Source organism: Wolbachia endosymbiont (group A) of Colletes cunicularius (assembly GCF_964264715.1).
Classification (GTDB): Bacteria; Pseudomonadota; Alphaproteobacteria; order Rickettsiales; family Anaplasmataceae; genus Wolbachia.
Genome location: NZ_OZ183471.1, coordinates 1279072 through 1299047, shown reverse-complemented (window position 1 = coordinate 1299047; position 19976 = coordinate 1279072). Strand labels below are relative to the sequence as shown.

The 19976-nt window shown below is 35.8% G+C and carries 18 protein-coding genes and 1 pseudogene; 9 read left to right on the top strand and 10 right to left on the bottom strand.

Annotated features, from left to right (window positions below):
• The first annotated feature begins 1014 nt into the window (after positions 1-1014).
• Positions 1015-2253: pseudogene (locus tag ACFELZ_RS07650) on the top strand (IS256 family transposase).
• On the opposite strand, the gene ACFELZ_RS07645 reads toward ACFELZ_RS07650, so the two are convergent.
• The 7 genes from ACFELZ_RS07645 to dapE form a co-directional block, all read right to left on the bottom strand.
• Positions 2194-3060: an IS982 family transposase gene (locus tag ACFELZ_RS07645; RefSeq protein ID WP_375316078.1), complete on the bottom strand. Its 867-nt coding sequence runs from the start codon at positions 3058-3060 to the stop codon at positions 2194-2196. The pseudogene ACFELZ_RS07650 and the gene ACFELZ_RS07645 overlap by 60 nt on opposite strands.
• 231 nt (positions 3061-3291) lie before the next feature.
• Positions 3292-4086: an NAD kinase gene (locus ACFELZ_RS07640; RefSeq protein ID WP_375316077.1), complete on the bottom strand. Its 795-nt coding sequence runs from the start codon at positions 4084-4086 to the stop codon at positions 3292-3294.
• 27 nt (positions 4087-4113) lie between these two features.
• Positions 4114-4326: a 50S ribosomal protein L31 gene (gene rpmE / locus ACFELZ_RS07635; protein ID WP_375316076.1), complete on the bottom strand. Its 213-nt coding sequence runs from the start codon at positions 4324-4326 to the stop codon at positions 4114-4116.
• An 86-nt stretch (positions 4327-4412) separates the two neighbouring features.
• Positions 4413-4796 (bottom strand): transposase, encoded by a 384-nt coding sequence (locus ACFELZ_RS07630; RefSeq protein WP_375316619.1) that lies wholly within the window; start codon positions 4794-4796, stop codon positions 4413-4415.
• A gap of 17 nt (positions 4797-4813) precedes the next feature.
• Positions 4814-4978 (bottom strand): hypothetical protein, encoded by a 165-nt coding sequence (locus ACFELZ_RS07625; protein ID WP_375315781.1) that lies wholly within the window; start codon positions 4976-4978, stop codon positions 4814-4816.
• A 3-nt stretch (positions 4979-4981) separates the two neighbouring features.
• A complete protein-coding gene (locus ACFELZ_RS07620) occupies positions 4982-5179 on the bottom strand; it encodes a transposase (protein WP_375315797.1) in 198 nt (65 codons plus the stop codon).
• 521 nt (positions 5180-5700) lie between these two features.
• Positions 5701-6906: a succinyl-diaminopimelate desuccinylase gene (dapE, locus tag ACFELZ_RS07615; RefSeq protein ID WP_375316075.1), complete on the bottom strand. Its 1206-nt coding sequence runs from the start codon at positions 6904-6906 to the stop codon at positions 5701-5703.
• Positions 6907-6948: 42 nt separating this feature from the next.
• Here dapE and ACFELZ_RS07610 point away from each other — a divergent pair, with 42 nt between their 5' ends.
• The 3 genes from ACFELZ_RS07610 (at position 6949) to ACFELZ_RS07600 (ending at position 9343) form a co-directional block, all read left to right on the top strand.
• Positions 6949-8286 carry an iron-containing alcohol dehydrogenase gene (locus ACFELZ_RS07610; protein WP_375316074.1) on the top strand — a complete coding sequence of 446 codons (1338 nt, stop codon included), beginning with the start codon at positions 6949-6951 and terminating at the stop codon, positions 8284-8286.
• A gap of 165 nt (positions 8287-8451) precedes the next feature.
• Complete coding sequence (locus ACFELZ_RS07605; RefSeq protein WP_375315796.1) at positions 8452-8814, top strand: helix-turn-helix domain-containing protein; 363 nt, start codon at positions 8452-8454, stop codon at positions 8812-8814.
• Complete coding sequence (locus ACFELZ_RS07600; RefSeq protein WP_375316618.1) at positions 8774-9343, top strand: IS630 family transposase; 570 nt, start codon at positions 8774-8776, stop codon at positions 9341-9343. The genes ACFELZ_RS07605 and ACFELZ_RS07600 overlap by 41 nt, the downstream gene beginning before the upstream one ends.
• Here ACFELZ_RS07600 and ACFELZ_RS07595 read toward each other — a convergent pair.
• Together ACFELZ_RS07595 and ACFELZ_RS07590 are read right to left on the bottom strand one after the other, a co-directional pair.
• Complete coding sequence (locus tag ACFELZ_RS07595; protein WP_375316073.1) at positions 9340-9711, bottom strand: helix-turn-helix domain-containing protein; 372 nt, start codon at positions 9709-9711, stop codon at positions 9340-9342. The genes ACFELZ_RS07600 and ACFELZ_RS07595 overlap by 4 nt on opposite strands.
• A 206-nt stretch (positions 9712-9917) precedes the next feature.
• Positions 9918-11861 (bottom strand): heme lyase CcmF/NrfE family subunit, encoded by a 1944-nt coding sequence (locus ACFELZ_RS07590; protein WP_375316072.1) that lies wholly within the window; start codon positions 11859-11861, stop codon positions 9918-9920.
• Between the two features lie 190 nt (positions 11862-12051).
• Between ACFELZ_RS07590 and ACFELZ_RS07585 the strand changes: the two genes are divergently transcribed.
• Both ACFELZ_RS07585 and ACFELZ_RS07580 read left to right on the top strand, forming a co-directional pair.
• Positions 12052-13293 (top strand): hypothetical protein, encoded by a 1242-nt coding sequence (locus ACFELZ_RS07585; RefSeq protein WP_375316071.1) that lies wholly within the window; start codon positions 12052-12054, stop codon positions 13291-13293.
• A 122-nt stretch (positions 13294-13415) separates the two neighbouring features.
• Positions 13416-14741, top strand: coding sequence for a dihydroorotase (locus ACFELZ_RS07580; protein ID WP_375316070.1), 1326 nt, complete (start codon positions 13416-13418; stop codon positions 14739-14741).
• Between the two features lie 64 nt (positions 14742-14805).
• Here ACFELZ_RS07580 and ACFELZ_RS07575 read toward each other — a convergent pair whose 3' ends face one another.
• On the bottom strand, positions 14806-15294 hold the full coding sequence (locus ACFELZ_RS07575) for a hypothetical protein (RefSeq protein ID WP_265032772.1): 489 nt from the start codon (positions 15292-15294) through the stop codon (positions 14806-14808).
• 130 nt (positions 15295-15424) lie between these two features.
• On the opposite strand from ACFELZ_RS07575, the gene ACFELZ_RS07570 reads away from it, so the two are divergent.
• The 3 genes from ACFELZ_RS07570 (at position 15425) to typA (ending at position 19144) form a co-directional block, all read left to right on the top strand.
• Positions 15425-16609: a dicarboxylate/amino acid:cation symporter gene (locus tag ACFELZ_RS07570; RefSeq protein WP_375316069.1), complete on the top strand. Its 1185-nt coding sequence runs from the start codon at positions 15425-15427 to the stop codon at positions 16607-16609.
• A 3-nt stretch (positions 16610-16612) separates the two neighbouring features.
• Complete coding sequence (gene pyrE / locus ACFELZ_RS07565) at positions 16613-17209, top strand: orotate phosphoribosyltransferase (RefSeq protein WP_375316068.1); 597 nt, start codon at positions 16613-16615, stop codon at positions 17207-17209.
• A 105-nt stretch (positions 17210-17314) separates the two neighbouring features.
• A complete protein-coding gene (typA, locus tag ACFELZ_RS07560; protein WP_375316067.1) occupies positions 17315-19144 on the top strand; it encodes a translational GTPase TypA in 1830 nt (609 codons plus the stop codon).
• Positions 19145-19976: the final 832 nt, after the last annotated feature.

Below are 19976 nucleotides of genomic sequence, written 5' to 3'. Positions count from 1 at the left end.
AAAAAACTTGCTTGACAAACTCCGCCAGCCCCCTTACCATGAAACTGAAGCTATTTATTTATCTTCGCAATCTGTGCAGGTTAATGACAAAAAACTTAGGGTACTTGGCGTCTCATGTTTAATTTTTCGCACTACGTGCATCGCATGTCTTTAAAAATTTTTAGGTTTTTACCTACATAAGCCGAAACGCGCTTACAAAGCGTTTAAGACAGCAAAAAACGTCAAATTGACAAGGGAGAATTTGAATGCTAGCTACTACGGGGTTTCTTTGCCTTTTTTCCTGCTTGGTAAATTTCTTAAACACTTGCGGTGTAGGTTAGTTGCAAGTTAAAAGCAGCTAAATCGCTCTTAATCAAGCGTTTTAGAATAAAAAAAACGCCGATATTTTAGTACATAGTGAATAGCCAACCACCAATGGGGTTCCTTTTGCCTCTTTTTTCACTTGGTAAATTTCTTAAATATTTATGGCTAAAGTAATTTAGGCCTACCGACAACCGTCATCCCGCTACTTGTTAGCGGGATCTATGCTAAGAGATACCGCGGAGGTATGAAGTAGAGTCAGCGTTAGCTATACTTTTATACTCACCAACTCAGTATCCAATCTGGATTCCAGTGGGCTTTGTTGCATAGCACCTTGTATTGGATAGATCAGGAAAAACTTATGTAGCCATTTTAAACTTAGGCACGCCTATTTCGATAAATTTATTCAGCAAATAACACTTGAGTAACAGTTCCTTCTCACGATTAATTTCAGATTTGTTCCGAAAATTAAACCCGAATGTTTGTTTCAGTCGCGAGAAAAAACTTTCTACATAAGAGCCTGTCTTCAAACTCAAGAATGAGCTAATTTGTGAAGCATAATAGTGATCATATTAAAAAAGATGTTATTTTTTGAAGTGAGAGGAGAATGCTCATAATCCTTACTCATACGTCTAAAATTGGGGGAATGTTCAAAAAAGTGTGTCAAACCGAAAAAAAAGTAATAAATTGATATAAAAAAATGGAGGTTTGACAATGAGTCAGAAAGTAGTAAACAGAACTAACGGATTGGTAGATTATAAAGAGTTGGAAACAAATATCCTGTCGTCTATACGAGAAGGAAGACCGTTGACAGGAAGGGAGGGAGCATTAACACCATTTATAAAAAAGCTGCTGGAGGCAAGTTTGGAAGGTGAAATAGAAAACCACTTATTAGCTGAAAGTGAAGAGAATAATCGAAGAAATGGGAGAAATGGAAAGACTTTACGGACAAGTGCCGGTTCATTTGAACTTTTGACGCCAAGGGATAGAGAAGGAAGTTTTGAGCCGCAAATAGTCAAAAAAAGGCAAACAAGCTTACATCCAGAGCTTGAAACGAAGATTTTGAGCACATTTGCCAGTGGTATGAGCTATAGAGATATAGCGTCACACGTTGAGGAAATTTATGATCACAAAATATCGGCGGCAGAGATATAAAGTATTACCGACAAATTACTGCCTATAATCAATGAATGGCGTAGTCGTCCACTGCAATCAGTATACCCGATAGTATTTATGGATGGGATGTTCTTTAAGGTCAAAGAGAATGGACATTGCGTAAGTAAATGTATGTACAATATATTGGGCATAGACCAAAATGGCAGAAAAGAAGTCCTGGGCTTTTATTTGGCTGAAAGTGAAGGAGCTAACTTTTGGTTGGGAGTGCTAAATGACCTCAAAGAAAGAGGAGTAGAAGATATTCTGATTGCATGTGTAGATGGGCTAAAAAGCTTTCCTGCAGCTATAAATAGTGCGTTTCCTAAAGCAGAAGTACAGCTATGTATAGTGCATCAGATAAGAAATTCACTAAAATATGTATCCAGCAAAGATGTGAAAGTTTTCATGAATGATTTGAAAAAAATATATCGTGCTACAAGTAAAGAAATTGCTGAAAATTACTTACTTGAGCTGGAAGAAAAATGGGGAGAAAAGTATCCTTTAGTTATAAAATCGTGGCAGAACAATTGGGAAAATTTATCTGGTTATTTCAAGTATTCTAGCCCAGTTAGAAGGCTAATTTACACCACAAATCCAATTGAGGGGCTGCACAGACAGATCAGAAAATTCACTAAAACCAAGGGCTCATTTACCAGCACAAATGCCTTGTATAAACAGGTATATTGTGCTATAAAGAAGGTAGAGCAAAAATGGACTATGGCTCTGCCTAATTGGGCTTTAACTATGTCTCAACTTGATATTTTCTTTCCAGATAGATTGAAAATTGAGTTGAACTAAAAATGCGGTTTGACACACTTTTTTGAACATTCCCTTAACAGGGGATCTATGGCGAGTGTGTTCAATTTCTAGTCTATTTTTTAGGTAACCAAAAACAGTCTCAATGATAGACCTTTTTCTCAGTAAAATCTTCTCATTTAACGAAATCAATGTATTTTTCATACCTTTTTTCACGTTGGTAACAAGTTTCAAACCTCGGTCAAACAGCTTCTGAAAAAGCTCTTTTGCAATATAACCTTTGTCACCAAACAAAAGACCGATTAATTTTTCCGTCAGATTTGGCACAGGTATCCTATCATCAACATTGCCTTTTGTTAGCGTAAGTGCATGAATTTCAACATTTTCATTGATTACCATATGTAATTTGAAACCAAAAAACCAGCCGTAAGTGCTCTTGCTTAATTTTGCAATTCCAGCAAAAACTTTGTTTTTGGATATTCTTTTTGCATGACAAACTGCAATGGGAGTTGTGTCTATATATGAAATTCCAGTGTTTTCTGACTGTCCACAAAGCCAATGCAACAACATTGCTAAATGCCACAAAACCCTAGGCTTTAGAGCAACAAACCTGGTATATGAAGGTAACTTTGGAAACTCTGATTTGTAGAGCAACGTTAGGTAATGTAGATAGAAAGTTTTACACGGAGATTGTTGATATAGCAGGATTATTGTCATGATTTCGGAGTGCTCAATTTCCGTTGTTCTTGTGGGGTTTTTACCATTTGGCAGTAGTTTATCTGCAAAATTTTTCTCTATATCTCTGCAAAAATCATCGACCAAACAAAACAGTTTTGTTATATCTTCCATGGGTAACCTCATCTATTTTTTTATCACTGCTGAGTTTACCCTGTTTTCTTGCCTTTTCTATTCTCCTTTAATCCAGAATTCACGTTATTGGTGTATAAGAAAGTGGTTCTACTGTATCTTGATCTTGTGTTCCTGGCATATTCTCCCCAAAATTAATTACTATGTTGCGTTAATTACGCTATAGTTATTAAGATATAGTAAATACCAGTTTATGGATAACTCTAGAAAAGCTTAATATAGGAATTGTCTATCAAAGATCCTTTCATTTAGTGAGTCATCTTTGTCAAAAAGCAGAGTGATTGTGTTCTCATGGTCTTTTTGTATTTTTATCTGTGATATATTATGAAACTCTTTGTAATCTGATACTACAAGCGCTGGACGGTTTTTTGTGTCGTTAATGTCAATTTGTACGATCGTATCATTTGAGATTAGTGCTCCATTCCAATGCCTTGGGTAATAGCTATTGATGGAGGTCAGTGCAAGTAAGTTTGAATTGAGTGGTAAAATTGGACCGCCGGCAGAGAAGTTATATGCAGTGCTGCCTGTAGGGGTGGACAATATTATTCCATCTCCTCTGAATTTTTCTACTTTTAGTTTATCATTAATAGTAATATTCATCTCTACTATTTGGTTTGCTTTCCTAAAAACATATACTTCGTTTACCGCTATATAGTGGTATTTCTTGCCACTTGTGTCTGTTGCTTCCATTTTTAGTAAAGTTAACTGAGTTGAAGTTGCGTGCTCTATATGATCAATTAAATCTTCACTGCGGCTAAAGCATTTATTCATCAAAAACCCAACATTGCCAGTGTTTACTCCGTATACGTGTGTGTTTTTGTTTTCTATAACGTAATTATGCAAGGTGCGTAGCATAAAGCCATCACCGCCAACAACTATCAATAGATCGATTTCGGACTTATTTTCTTCTGTTATATTGATAAAATTAAGTTTCTTTAATAGTTTAGATACTTCCTGCGATTTTAGTGACTCAGAAGCGATATAGCCTATATTTTTGTATTTATGCATGCTTCACTCTGAAAAAGAAGCGAAAAACTAGAAAATATCCCCATATTTATCGTTAAACTTAGCTAATTTGCTAGTTTTATTTGCTGACCCGCTTGTCAAACTTCCAGTCCATGCAGGGTGAGTGAGAGGATCCCTATCAAGTTTTATCTTATCACCTTCCTTTCCATAAGTGGAACGAGTTTCAAACTCTTGACCATCTGTCATGACTATAGTAACCTTATGATAATCAATTTCTGCCATTGTTGCTTATAAACTTTTAGTCAGTTAATATTCTAGTGAACTTAATTCACTAAGTCAATCATTATTCTAAGAGCCTGTCTTCAAACTCAAGAATGAGCTAATTTGTGAAGCATAATAGTGATCATATTAAAGAAGATGTTGTTTTTTGAAGTGAGAGGAGAATGCTCATAATCCTTACTCATACGTCTAAAATTGGAGAGCCAAGCAAAGGTTCTCTCAACAATCCAACGTTTGGGAATAACCTGAAATCCTGTATCAACTATTTTCTTGGTAATCGTCAATAAACATCCAGTTTCCAATAAGCAGAGGTTTTGCAATTTACCTGTGTATCCTTGATCAGCAAAAAACTTATGTAATGTTGGAGCTTTGCATTTGGCTTGAACAAAAAGATTTAGTGCACCATCACGATCCTGAATGCTTGCACTTTGTACTTCAGCAGCAATTACAAGACCTACAGTATCTACAACGATGTGGCGCTTTCTACCCTTTACTTTCTTGCCAGCATCATATCCTCTGGATCCCCTTTTTGAGTAGTTTTTACTGATTGGCTATCTATTATTCCCACTGATGGAGTTTCATTCTTACCAATTATCTCTCTTACTTTTTTAACTAGAAAATCATGAATCTCTTGCCATATTCCACTTTTTTTCAATCGCTAATTACAACTATACACTGTTTTCCATGGTGGAAAATCTTTAGGCAGTTGTCTCCATTGACATCCTGTCCTCATCACATAGCGAATTGCGTTAATAATTGTTCTAATACTATGTTTTCTTGGTCTGCCGGTCTTTTTAGGTTCAAAATATAGCTCTATTATCTTCCATTCTTTGTCACTTATATCGCTTGGGTACATTTAAAATATATCTTATAACACACTTCTTAACTCCTTTCTACTTAGTTTGAAGACAGGCTCTTAGATTTATGGGTAATAGTAAGGTTCTGCGAGAGGCTGGCGGGGAAGGTCCGCTGGTCTACTCTCCTACCAAGCAGAAAAAAAGACAAAGAATCCCCGAGTTAGCTAGTCCTTTACTATCTTTGTCGAGTATTGGCATTTTTTGATGTCTTGTAACGCTTTGTAAGCGCGTTCAGCTTATTTAGATAAAAATCTAGATGTAGATGAAGTTTTGTAAAGACATACAGTATCTATATACTGCAAAAAATTGAACATAAGACGCCGATACATTAAGTAATCCTTACCTTTTAATCTGCAGATTGGCGAAAGCAAATACAATAGCTTCACTGTCATGATAAGGGGGCTGGCGGAGTTTGTCAAGTGGTTTTTGTAGCTCTCATGGTTTTTGGATTCTAACGTCACACGCTGGGATGATACCAGTTGTTACTCAAACAACAGTTATGCAAGAGATCTGATTACATCTAAGCTAACAATGGACCACTAGATATATTACTAACTACGTTGACCTGATTCAATATTTTATTAGTGGGATTGAAATAATTTTCTATAAATTCCTTATATATAGCTGTTAATTTGTGTATATCGTTTACTAATACGCATTCGTTTATCTGATGTGCGGTTTTGTTGATTATACCAAATTCAATCACTGGGCAAACATCTTTGATAAACGCAGCGTCAGATGTGCCACCACTTGTGCTCAGCACAGCATCAATACTGGTAACTTTATTTATCGCATCAAGCATAATATCAGTATTTCTATCAGGAGTAGAGAGGAAAACGTCCCTGCTGCTATGCATAGAAAGTTTATAATCGTTAGTTACACTGGAGCATATTTCATCAATCAGCTTATATAAGCCGTCAAGTGTTTGTGTATCGTTATATCGAATGTTAAAACGTGTAGTTGCTGAACTAGGTATTAGATTGTTAGTATTATTTCCAACATCGATAGTAGTAACTTCGCAATGTGAAGGCTGAAAATATTTATTACCATGATCAAAAGTAGTATTTTTTACCTTACTCAATATCGATATTACCTTATATATTGGATTATCTGCTAGGTCTGGGTAGGCAACGTGTCCTTGTTTTCCATGGCAAATTAATTCAAATGTTACAGAACCTCTTCTGCCTATTTTTATGGTATCACCTAATTTCTCACTACTGGTTGGTTCGGCAACTACACAAAAATCTATCTTTTTTTGCTTACTTTTCATCCATTCCAAAACTGCCTTTGTTCCATATTCTTCCGTGCTTTCTTCAGCACTGGTAATCAATGCACTTATCGAACCATTAAATTGAAACTTTTCTGCAATTAAATTTGCCATAGCAGCAATAAATGCAGCTATTCCGCTTTTCATATCAGCTGCTCCTCTTCCATATAGCATTCCATCTCTAACTTCTGGATTAAATGGACCAAATGCCCAATCTTTTAACTGACCCGGTGGTACAACATCAACATGCCCAGCAAAGCACAAATTTGGTACTCCATTTATATATTTCGCATAAAGATTTTTAACTTTAGTTCCATCATCACCAAATTCTAAAATCTCACAGTCAAAGCCACTCTTCTTGAAGATTGTTGCTATATGCTCTATTGCCCCGCCGTCCCTTGGTGTTATACTCTCAAAAGAGATCAATTTCTTAGTTAGCTCTAAAGGGTCAATTTTCATGTCAATCTTAAAATACTTATATTGCTATATTGTAAACACTCTATGCACTATTTAAAACAAATATTACATCAAGCCGAACAAACTTTTCTAAGGGAAGTAATAACAGATTACCACCTTGCTGATGATATCTATAAAATATGCACACGACAAGGAAATGACATCTTTCTAGTTGCAGATGAAAATACAGCAAAACTTTTAAACAAAAACGTATTTAATAAAATTTCTCACTTAATTATCCCGAGCAATACCATTAGGCCTCTTGCAAAACCTCATATCATTTCGGATGCTCCCTACATTTTATCATCCCAGTCCTCCGAGACTGGGATCCAGGAAAAAAAATCAGCGTCACGCGCTGGAATGACACCAACCATGGGTACTAATCTTTCACTTGCCTCTCTTGAAACCATAAATCTAGTTAGAAACAAAGCAAAAGACAGTGACTTAATAGTTGCATTTGGTAGCGGCACCGTTAACGACATCTGCAAATATGCAAGCTACCTCGAGAAAAAAGATTATATATCGTTCCCAACAGCCGCTTCCATGAATGGATATACATCCGCAAATGCTTCAATATTAGTAAATGGATACAAAAAATCGTTCAAAGCACATCTTCCAAGAGCGATATATATAGATATAGACATACTTACCAATGCACCACTGCGCCTCACATTAAGCGGATTTGCAGATTTCATTTGCCGTTCGACAGTTCAGGCTGACTGGCTACTATCTCATTTGTTGCTTGGCACAGAATACAATGAATTACCTTTTACACTTGTTCGCGATTTGGAGCAAATTTTGCTAAGAGAGTATACGGCGCTTACTAAAAGAAGTAGAAAAGTGGTCCTATTACTTATGGAAGTTCTACTAATTTCAGGACTTGGAATGGTAATATCAAAAGGCAGCTATTCTGCAAGCCAAGGAGAGCATATGATAGCTCACGCAATGGAAATGGTAACAAGAGATCATTCCTCACTACATGGCGAAAAAATTGCTGTTACGACGATTACCATGGCTAATTTGCAGGAAAAGATATTATCAATACAAAACCCGATTATCAACCCGACCACTTTAGATGTAAAACATATAACTCAGTGCTTTGATAATATCGAATTTGTAAGAACTTTTGAACAGAAGCAAATTATGCAGCAAAAAATCCAAGAGATTATTTGTAAAGAATGGACTAATATTTCCAATTTAATTAAGCAAAATTTACTACCTGCAAAATACCTGCAAAAAATATTTGAAGATCTATCAATTCCGCACTTACCAGAGCACCTCAGTTGGAATAAAGAACAATATTGTAAAGTGGTCGATCTTGCGTTTGTAACAAGAGATAGATTCACCTTTCTTGACTTAGCTAATTGCATAGAAGAAAGTTAAGTTTTGTAGTGAAATTCTGTCATTTAAAGAGATCATAGGCCAAAAGCTAAACCCTTTTCACAATCTCTTATCCATTGTCCTCTAAACTGTACACCTATAGCTAACCGAAATAAGGTTTCCTCAAAGGAGTGTAAAAAGGTATAATACTGCTTTAATTAAGGTAGAATGATGGCAAAGCCATATAGTGAGGACCTGAGGGAACGAGTTTTAAAAGTGGTTGACGAGAAAAAAATGACTATGGAAGAAGTAAGCAAGATGTTCAAAATTGATAGAAAAACTATATACTGGTGGAGGAAAAGAAGAGAAGAAACAGGAAGTATAAAACCGTCTTCAGGCTACCAAAAGGGACATAGTCATAAAATTAAGTACTTAGATGGCTTTGTCAAATTTCTGGATGAAAACCGAGATATTACGGTTGAAAAAATAATTGAAAAATTTGGCAACATGTGCAAAGGCACAGTCTACAATTATCTTAAAAAAGTAAACTATACATATAAAAAAAACTTTTCTTTATCAGGAAAGGAATGAAGAGAAACGCAAGGAGTTCATAAAAAAAATAGAAGGAATAGAAAAAGAAAACTTGATATTCATAGATGACTCTGGAGTAGAAGACAACAGATTTTATGAATATGGGTGGTCTCAAAAAGGCAAGAGGTTATTTGCCGATAAACCAGGGTTTAAAAGAAAGAGGGTAAGCATAATAGGAGCACTAAATGAGGGAAAAGTTAAAGCTTCCTGGGTAATTGAGGGCTACTGCAACAGCGAGATTTTTGATGCTTATGTAGAAAATATACTTGTTCCTATATTAAAACCTGGACAGACTATTGTTCTCGATAATGCAAGCTTTCATAAATCTGCAAGAACGAAAAATTTGATAGAAAATGTTGGGTGTAAAATTTTGTTCTTGCCGCCATACTCACCGGATTTAAATCCGATTGAGAAGTTCTGGTTTGCCATTAAGCATGCCATAAGAAAAGTGCTGCCAAGCTTTTGGCCCAATATTAATTCGGCTATTGATTTTGTCTTTCAGCTCTCGGGGAAATCTTACTTCGGTTAGCTATAGATAGACCTGGCTAGTAAATAAAATGCCTCGTCTAATCCATGATTTTCAATTTCTTCATGTATTCCGACAAGATTTTTCAACACTTTCATCCTATCTTTATCCCAACAACTATGTTCACTTTTAGGGAGTAGAGCTCCGATATTAACTGATAACGCTTTTGCTATGGCATAGAGTTCGTGTGGATAAATGTCATCTACCCCTTGTTCTTGTCTCAGTATTTGCTGTTTTGGTACTCCAATTTTATTTGCCAAATTCTCCTGAGTATATTTTAGCTTTAACCTCCAGTATTTTATCTTTTGCCCTATTTTGTAATTTATAGAGTCAGTGTGCTTTTTGTCATCGCTATCGTTGGAGTCGCTCATATTACTTTCTTTATATAAACAAACATATGCTTTACCATAAGGTTTTATGATAGTATATTATTTTTTATAACTTTTTTTTCATATATTCATAAGATAGCTATCTATAGTAATAACTATATGAAATTTTTGTTGCGAGCTTTTATAAGATGCCTCTCTTTCTTAATGAGATTTAATATAATCCTTTCTAAATACCGTATAACCCACAGCTAAACAACCCTTGCTCGTCCACTAGAAGGAAAAGCGGCAAGGAGCGAACCAAAAGCGATGAGAAAGGATCCAAGCCAGATTATAGACATTCCAGGTTTATAGTGCACTTTAGCTGCAATTTTGCTCTTACTCTTATCAATCTCTCCAATTACAACATAAATATCAGAAAGCAAATTGTGGTAGATACTGCTTTCAACATTTTTCTGACCTTCCGCAAGGTAAAATCTATATTCAGGAGTTACTTCACCCAATACCTTGTTATTCAGCAAATTCCTGATATCCATTGTACCTCTCACTGCATGGAAATTTTTTTCTTTTATTAGCTCAATATTTTGCAAAGTAACTTTAAATTTATTGACTGTTATGCTATCCCCTATTTTTAAGTAATTTTCTTTTTTCTCCTGCCAACCAACTGAATAAGCTATACCAAGCACTAGAATTGCCACTCCAGCATGAGCAAGCATCATTGCATAGTAGGATTTGGAAACTCTTCTTGCTAATAAAATTGATTCGCTCTTAAATAAACGAATTCTTTTACTGTATGCTTCTAAAACAAAGATTAATAATGCTATGGAGATAGTAATTGATAGCACAATTATTAGCTCCATGTGAAAGATAAACGGCAAAATAGCTGCAGCACTGCAGAATGAAAATCTATATTCACGGAATATTGGCAATAGACTATTTCCCTGCCAACGGCAGTATTGCCCGATCATGGTGAGCACTAGAATAGCCAGTGCAATAGGATTAAATAAAGAATTGTAATATGGTGCTCCAACTGAAATTAATTCACCGGTTAAATACTCAAGCACTGTAGGGTATAAAGTGCCAACGAACACGATGAAAAAGGCAGTGATGAATAATAAATTGTTCATCAGCATCATCGTAAGGCGTGAAAAGAATCTTCTACCCTCTGTCACTTGAGTAGCAGATTTCTTTCTGGATTCCAATTTCGAGCACTGGAAAGATGTGCGATTTTTTCTCGTAAACACTACAAATATTACTAAGCTACTGACTGTAATTACACCAAGTAGAGCTAATATATATAGTCCATACCTTGAGTCATCTGCAAACGTGTGCACTGAGGTGAGTATTCCTGAGCGGACTAGAAATGTTCCAGTTACACTCAATATAAAAGTTGTAAGCATAAGTAAAATAGCGAAATTCCTTAAAGTATTGAAATTTCGTACAACGAGCAACAAATGTGTCAGCGCCACTGCAATTAGCCACGGCATCAAAGAAACGTTTTCCACTGGATCCCAAAACCAAAATCCACCCCACCCAAGTTCGCGATATGCCCACCAGCTACCCAAGCTGATGCCCAAAGTGAGCAGCGACCAAGAAATAAATACCCAAGGCCTGACAATTTTAGCCCAAACATTTCCTTCAGTATTTGCAATTAATCCAGCTATAGAGAGCGAAAAAGGAACGCTAAATCCAAGGTACCCCAAATATAATATCGGTGGATGAATAGCAAGGCCTATATCTTGCAATATCGGATTAAAACCCAATCCATCTTTTTCAACGCTTGGCATTTTAGTGAAGGGGCTGGATTCAAGTAAAGTGAACAGTAAAAAACAAAAGCAAATCAAGCCTTGGGTGATCAAGGATACTTTCTTCAATTTACTGTCGTTATCAGTAAAAATACCCATCAGAAATAGGTAAAAGGTAAGCACTAATGTCCAAAGCAACATAGACCCTTCTTTATTTCCCCAAACTCCACAAATCTTATAGATCAAAGGTTTTGTTGTGTGTGAGTGGTAATATACGTTTTCGAGTGAGAAATCATTTGTAATGTGGCAGTAGATCAAAATAGCCATTGATGTTGATACACAAAAAAATATGGCAGTGGTAATAAACCGACAAGAACTAAGCGGTAAAAACAAATATATCAAAGACAATAAGCAGGCTGCCAATAGCAATATATTCCCAAGTTCAGGCATAAAAAATTATAGTTTTTATATAAACAATATTACTGATGACAAGTTAGAAGTTAAAGTGTTAATTGACGCTTGCTATTGATGCTAGCATAATGCCCCCGTAGTTAGCTGTGCTAGTAATGCTGGCATTAATTAAAAATTAAATATTAAATCTTTATACTTTTATAGATAGCGTTAATATTGAGGTAACATTGTGGGTACAACTAAGATTAGTAAATTTCCATTCAATATAAAAGGTAAAGTGGCAAAACAACATGCCGAACCAATAGTTGAAAAAAATCTCTATACTATTTTAGGATTCAAAAGTAGAGAAGATTTTGAAAATAAGACAAGTAAGCTTGTTAATAAAAAAGTTTGGCAATCATTTGTTGACTGCTTTGCAAAAGAAATAGATTATGCAGCAACTGAAAAAGTTGTAAAAAACATCGTTTGTAACATTGCAAAGAGTAATCAAGGTAATGCTTTTACCAAAACTGAACATCTGATATTAAATGAAAAGCAAGATAATAAAAAGAGAGAAAAAGCGATTAGAAAAACTATTAGTATTTTGAGAAAAATCAATCCAGAAAAAGCCTTTAATGAACTTTCAGTAATAAAAAAACAAGCTGAAGATTTTTTACAAACCGATTTTTATAAAGCTCAGAGTAAACCACTTCAAGGATTTGCTCCATCTGGTGGACAGCTCTTTGCGGAAGTTCTAAAATATATAGAAACACTAGAAAAATTAGCTGAAGTTAAAAAGGAAGAGCTAGTTAAAGATTTCTTGTTAAATCATGTTAGTTCATTGAATAAAAAGTATCCTAAATCACAAGGCAAAAGGGAAGATGCTATAACAATACTATCAAGTGATGAGTTGAAGAATTTTTACAATAAAGGTGTAGAAGAAGGAATATTACAACCAATGGTATCTTACAAAGAATGCAGAAACCTGTATGACAAAATGAACCAAATGAAAAATGAATCCAAAAGTATAATTAAAAGAGAAGAACGGGAAGAAAATTTGAAGAAAATAGATAAGTCGATAGTCAGCACAATTAATGACATAAAAAACCATAGAGAAGCAATCCTTAACTGTAAAGACTTTCAAAGTTCTTACATAAAAGAGAAAAAAGAACATCCATTTAGAGGTAACGCATGTCAAAAAATGATTGATATATATCAAGAGAGAATTGCTGGATATCAGGAGAAAATTTGTCAAAACTTAAGCCAAATAAAAGCGATATTAAAAAGTGCGCCGCAAGAAATGGATGATGTGGAAGAATTAGAGGAAATAATCGATAGTATGCATGAAGCGAAGCAGTGTGATGAAAATTTTGACTCAGCTTTGATTTGTTTATCGAACATACAGAATGAGCTAGATATTCAACTGGAAAATCCTTCAACAGAGCTAAGAGTTTTTCATATTAACGTTAAAACTGAAGTAACTCGGTTATAAGAGCCAAATTTTTGGGACAATTTTAATTCAAGACAGCTCTCGCAACTTTAGTCTGCGTTTTTATTTGGTTGTGTTTTGTTAAAAAAACTTTAGATTTATTGCATAATCGATACTCAAATATAATGACTCAAACTTGGAATTTGTTGCAAACAGGGCAAAAGGAAGGCTATAAAATTGCGTATACTAATGCTCGTATTATCGACCCGGAAACTAAACTTGATATAAAAGGTTCATTATTGACTGAAGGGGATAAAATTATTGACTTTGGTGAATCATTATTTTCAACAAGTGGGGTCGATGAAACAATAGACTGTAAAGGGCTTGTTCTAATGCCAGGCCTTATTGACATTCACGTACATTTTCGTGAACCAGGCCAAGAACATAAAGAAACTATATATACAGGCAGCAAATCTGCAGCTGCGGGAGGCGTTACAACTGTAGTTTGTCAGCCGAACACTGTTCCAGCAATTGATAGCGTTGTTTTGGCTAAATATTTGAAATATAGAGCACTTGAAACTTCGCATGTAAACGTTGAATTTTACGCTAAAATCACCACTTCGGAAGAAAAGTTGACTGAAATGGCACTTTTAAAGGAAGCAGGTGCGGTTGGGTTCACTGATGATGGCATGCCAGTTATGAACCCAATGATTATGAGACAGGCGCTGCTTTATTCAAGTATGCTGGGTGTTCCTATTGCTCAACATGCAGAAGATTTAAATTTATCAGCAGGTGGTGCAATCAACGAAGGTAAAATTTCTGAAGAATTGGGAGTCAAGGGAATCTTGAGTGCGTCAGAATCGGTTATAGTAAGTCGCGATATACTGCTCATGAAAGATATGGAAAATGTGCACTACCATATTTTACATGTCTCTTCAAAAGATTCACTTGATGCTATTAAACGTGCAAAAGATTTGGGATTAAATGTTACGTGCGAAGTAACCCCTCATCACTTCACTTTGACTGAAAATATAGTAAAACAACATGGAGCAATTGCAAAAATGAACCCGCCGCTTCGCACTGAAGAAGATCGTTTAGCTATGATTGAAGGTTTAAAGACAGGTGTGATTGATTGCATTGCAACTGATCACGCTCCGCATGATCGTAATTCTAAAGATCTTCCACTTGAAAATGCTGCATTTGGTATTGTTGGCCTTGAAACAATGCTGCCCCTTTCACTTGAACTTTACCACAGTGGGCAAATGGGTCTACTTGATGTGCTTGCAAAATTGACATATAAGCCTGCAGATATAATACACGTATCACGTGGTCGTATACAAAAAAACCTTGCTGCAGATTTAATTTTAGTTGACCTCAATCATGAATGGGAAATTAAAACTGACAACTTTGCTAGTAAATCAAAGAATTCCCCTTTCGATGGGCGCAAAGTAAAAGGGCACGTGGTACGTACTGTTGTGTCTGGCAAAACTATATACTCACAGAAAAGTTAGTTATCATACTTTATCTATTCCAATTTGTTATCACCAGAATGGGCTAAGTGCACCTAAATTTAAATTAAGAAATATTAGCCAATTCCACTGTTTCCGAATGAATGCATCCTCTTACTTTTTCAACTATAGGCTGTATAATATAGTTATTTACTTTCTTAGCTGTAAACTTTATACATTCCCCTGCAATACCTGCTAAAAGTGGTGTACTAATTCCTACTATTATACCTATTCCAGTTGCTGACAACCCACCAAGGGAAACAGTATTCACAGATGCAGCAAGACCAACTCCAATTGCTATGCCAGAAATATATGATAAGTTCCATAACTCAAGTAGCTCTTCGTGGCCTGCCTGATATAACGTATAAAGTGACCAAAAAATTAATGTAGAGGATAATGCTGCAGAAGCGATAATGGCACTGCCTAAAACAATGGGCAAAAAAGCTGTAAAACCTAGCGCAGAACCAATAAGACCTGTAATATACCCTATTGTACCACCTGCTACCAATGTTGCTCCCGCAACCAATGTTATTATCTCAAGTGTTTCTATACTCATGATTCTCCTTGGAATGTTTCATAATAAAGTATAGCCTATTTTCTCATTATTTGTTAAGTTATTTTGTCTATCAATCTGATTCCAAAACAGCAAAATTGTTGTATAATGTTACTTTGAAGTTTTATTTTCAATGCACAAGTTTGCAATACTCTTTTCTATACTGTTTGCAATAGTTGCTTACTACTTAAACAGCGAGATTATATTTGAAATAGCAAAGCTGTTTAGTGACATATTTGTTAGTTTGTTGAAATTAATAAGTTTACCTTTAGTTTTTCTATCAATAGTTTCCACAATTTCAGGACTTAAAGACTCAATCGAAATTAAAACCTTAGTTAAGAAAACACTATTTTATACGCTGCTTACAACTATTATAGCTGCGTTTGTTGCATTATTGTTTTACCTGCTAATAGACCCAGTGAAAAAAAATTTTATATGTAACACGATAGGAAGTTTGGATAATAACAATTACAGTTACTTTTCATACTTAAAATCACTCATTCCTTCGAATTTTGTGCAAGTTTTTCTTGAAAATAACGTTATTGGTAGCATATTGATCGCTTTTTTGATGGGTGGAGCTATTGTTTCACTTTCAAAAGAAAAGCAGGACATATTACATCAAATATTCTCTGCACTTTTCGATACGTTACTTAAAATTGCTCAGGGGTTACTAAAGCTTGTTCCACTTGCTGTGTGGTCTTTTATTACATGTTTTTTGCACGAATTAAAAGGTGGTAGCGAGTTCTACAGTCTTTTATGGTATTTTGTTTGCATAATGTCTGCAAATTTTGTGCAGGCATTTCTGATTTTACCGCTACTTATGTGGTATAAAGGCATATCACCAATTCAAACGCTGAAAGGGGTTATGCCGGCACTCACACTTGCGTTTTTTTCTAAATCATCCAGTGCAACATTGCCAACAACTATAGACTGTGTGCAAAATCAGCTAAAGGTGCCAAAGAAATTGTCGTCCTTTATTTTACCAATATGCACAACAATTAATATGAATGCATGTGCTGCATTTATACTAATCACTGTAATGTTTGTTGCAGAGATGAATGGATGCGCATTTTCCTTAAGCGAAATGTTTATATGGATTTTTTTAGCAACTAGTGCAGCAATTGGTAACGCTGGAGTGCCGATGGGGTGCTATTTTATGGCAACCAGTTATCTCATGTCGATGAATGTTCCTCTGCATATTATGGGACTGATTTTGCCTATTTATACAATCATCGATATGTTTGAAACTGCAATAAACGTGTGGTCTGATATTTGTATCACTCAGATAATTAATAAAGAATGTGATAGTGAAATTTAAAAAATGATATTAGACGAAAACAACCTAATAATAAAAGAATTTAAAGAAGCAGAAGCAATTTTGCATGGGCATTTTGTTTTATCATCCGGACTGCATAGTGACACATACATACAGTGTGCGAAGATTTTTGAAAATCCAAGCAGAGCCATGAAAGTTTGCGCATTATTAGCAGATAAAATAAAAAAAGAATTAAATAGCTCCATAGATTTAATATTATCTCCTGCAATTGGCGGAATAGTTGTAGGTTATGAGATTGGCAGGCAGCTTGGAATAAAGACAATGTTTTGCGAGCGCGTTAATGGCAAGTTTGAATTACGCCGTGGATTTAAGATCAAAAAGGGTGAGAAAATATTACTTATCGAGGATGTGATAACCACAGGCAAATCTTCACTTGAAGCAGTGAAATGTGCAGAAGGGGAGGGAGGTAAAGTCATTGCTGAAGCTTCTCTAATAAAGAGGAATAGTGAAACGAAACTGCCTTTTCCTGTCATATCTTTGATTGAACTGAACATCAAAAACTACAGCGAGGAAGAACTTCCAAGTGAATTAAAACAACTACCCATAGCAAAACCTGGGAGTAGAGAATATTTAACAAAGTAATCCCATAATATCTTGGAAACACAGCATTTATACACAGCTTTAGTTATTTACTCCAAGTGTATTTTATGTATACTTATTACTAAATTAATTTTGAAATGATAGAAAATGAACGAATTTAAATCGATCCGTAATATAGCAATAATCGCACACGTTGACCACGGTAAAACTACTTTACTTGATAACATGTTAAAACAAAGTGGCACGTTTCGTGAGAATCAAGAAGTTCAAGAACGAGTGATGGATAGTGGCGACCAAGAACGTGAACGTGGGATTACAATACTTGCAAAATGCACGTCAATAATGTGGGGCGATGAAAAGATCAATATTATTGATACGCCAGGGCACGCGGACTTTGGTGGAGAAGTAGAAAGGGTATTGTGCATGGCAGATGGCGTGTTGCTGCTGGTTGACGCTGCAGAAGGTCCCATGCCACAAACTAAATTTGTGTTGTCAAAAGCACTAAAAGCAAATTTGAAGCCAATTGTGATAATCAATAAGGTCGACCGACCAGACAGCAGAATTGATGAAGTATTAAATGAAGTATATGAGTTATTTTTTAACCTTGATGCAACCAACGAGCAGCTAGATTTTCCAGTGTTGTATGCTTCAGGTAGAAATGGTTGGTGTGCTAAGGAGCTTTCTGATGAAAGAAAAGATTTAAGCCCATTATTTTCAACGGTTATAGATTATATAAAACCTTCTGTTTATGATCAAAATGCCCCTTTTGCTATGTTGGTCACTCTACTTGAGTCTGATAAGTTTCTTGGCAGAATATTGACAGGAAAGGTTTATCAGGGCGTTGCAAAAGTCAATTCAGATCTTAAGGTACTTGATCTGGACGGTAAAGTAATTGAACGAGGGAGATTAACTAAGTTGCTCTCATTTTCTGGCTTGAAACGTATTTCGGTAGAGCAAGCTGTAGCAGGTGACATAATTGCCATTGCAGGACTTGAGAAAGCTTCAGTTTCAGACACTATAGCAGCACCAGAAGTTACAACTGCAGTCAGCTCAACTCCAGTTGATCCGCCAACAATGGCAATTACTATAAGCGTTAATGACTCACCTTTTGCTGGGCAAGAGGGAACAAAACTTACCTCAACTGTTATAAAAGATCGTTTATATGCAGAAGCAGAAACAAACGTTGCAATTACTGTAACTTTGGCACCAAGTGGCGAAGCATTTGAAGTGGGTGGACGTGGTGAGTTGCAGCTTGGAGTGCTGATTGAAAATATGAGAAGAGAAGGTTTTGAGCTTTCTGTTTCACGCCCTCGCGTGCTATTTAAGGAAGAAGATGGCAAAAAACTTGAACCTATAGAGGAAGTAGTAATTGATGTAGATGATGAATATAGTGGAATCATCATGGAAAAACTCAGCTTCCGAAAAGGTGAAGTGACTGACATGAGACCTTCTGGCAATGGTAGGACAAGATTAACGTTTTTAGTGCCATCAAGAGGATTAATTGGTTATCAAGGAGAGTTTTTAACTGATTCTCGGGGCACAGGCATAATTAACCGTTTATTTCATAGTTATGCTCCACATAAAGGTCCAATTTCTGGAAGGCGCAATGGAGTTTTAATTTCTACAGATAAGGGTGAGGCTGTGGCGTATGCAATTTTCAATTTGCAAGACAGGGGAATTATGTTTATCAAGCCACAGGATAAGGTATATTGTGGCATGGTTGTCGGCCAGCATAGCCGTGACAATGATTTGGAGATAAACGTGCTAAAAGGTAAGCAATTAACAAACGTAAGAGCTTCAGGTAGTGATGAAGCCATAAAACTCACCCCTCCAAAGATAATGACACTGGAGGATATGATAGCGTATATAGATGATGATGAATTGGTGGAAGTAACTCCAAAATCTATACGTTTACGCAAGAAATTCCTTGATCCAAATGAACGTAAGCGTGCAGGAAGGGCAAAGAACAAGGAGTAGAGGTTTCTTTTTGCAGGTAATTTTCGTAACAGATTCCAGTTCGTACTGTACGAACATTTGCTTTTGTTAAGCACAACAAATGGGTCAGCGCATGACGCACAATTGTACAAACATTGTAGCCGTTATTCAAGTAGCCCGCAGAAACGAAAAACTTCCTTGACAAACTCCGCCAGCCCCCTTATCATAAAGATGAAGCTATTTATTTATCTTCTCTGTACAGATTAAATGACAAAAAAACTCAACGTATTTGGCGTCTCATGTTTAATTTTTTGCACTATGTGCACCTTATGTCTTTATCAAATTTCTAGGTTTTTACCTATACAAGCTGAAATACGCTTATAAAGCATTTTAAACATTAAAAAACGCCAACTTAAAAAATGGATAGTGAATAATTAGCTACCCTAGGGTTTCTTTTGCCTTTTTTTCTGTTTAGTAAATTTCTTAAACATTTATGACTAAAGGTTAGTTGCATTAAAAAGCAGCTAAATCGCGGTTATTAAGCGTTTAGAATAAAAAAACGCCATACTTGAAAGTATAATGTAAGTAATTAGCCAACCACGGGGCTTCTTTTGCCTTTTTTTCCGCTTGGTAAATTTCTTAATGTTTGTAGCTAAAGCAATTTAAGAGACCGAAAATGGTTTCATTCCAGCGCGTGACGCTGAAATCTAGTCTTTATTATGCAGCCACTTATTTAAAGTTAAGTTTTCTGGATCCAAGTAGTCAAGCTACTCGGATGACAGGAGAAGGGGCTAATTGGATGACAAGAAAGAGGCTACTTTCATGATACTGTCATAAAGTGAACCAGTGTCAAGCTACTTGGCTTGTGTTCTAG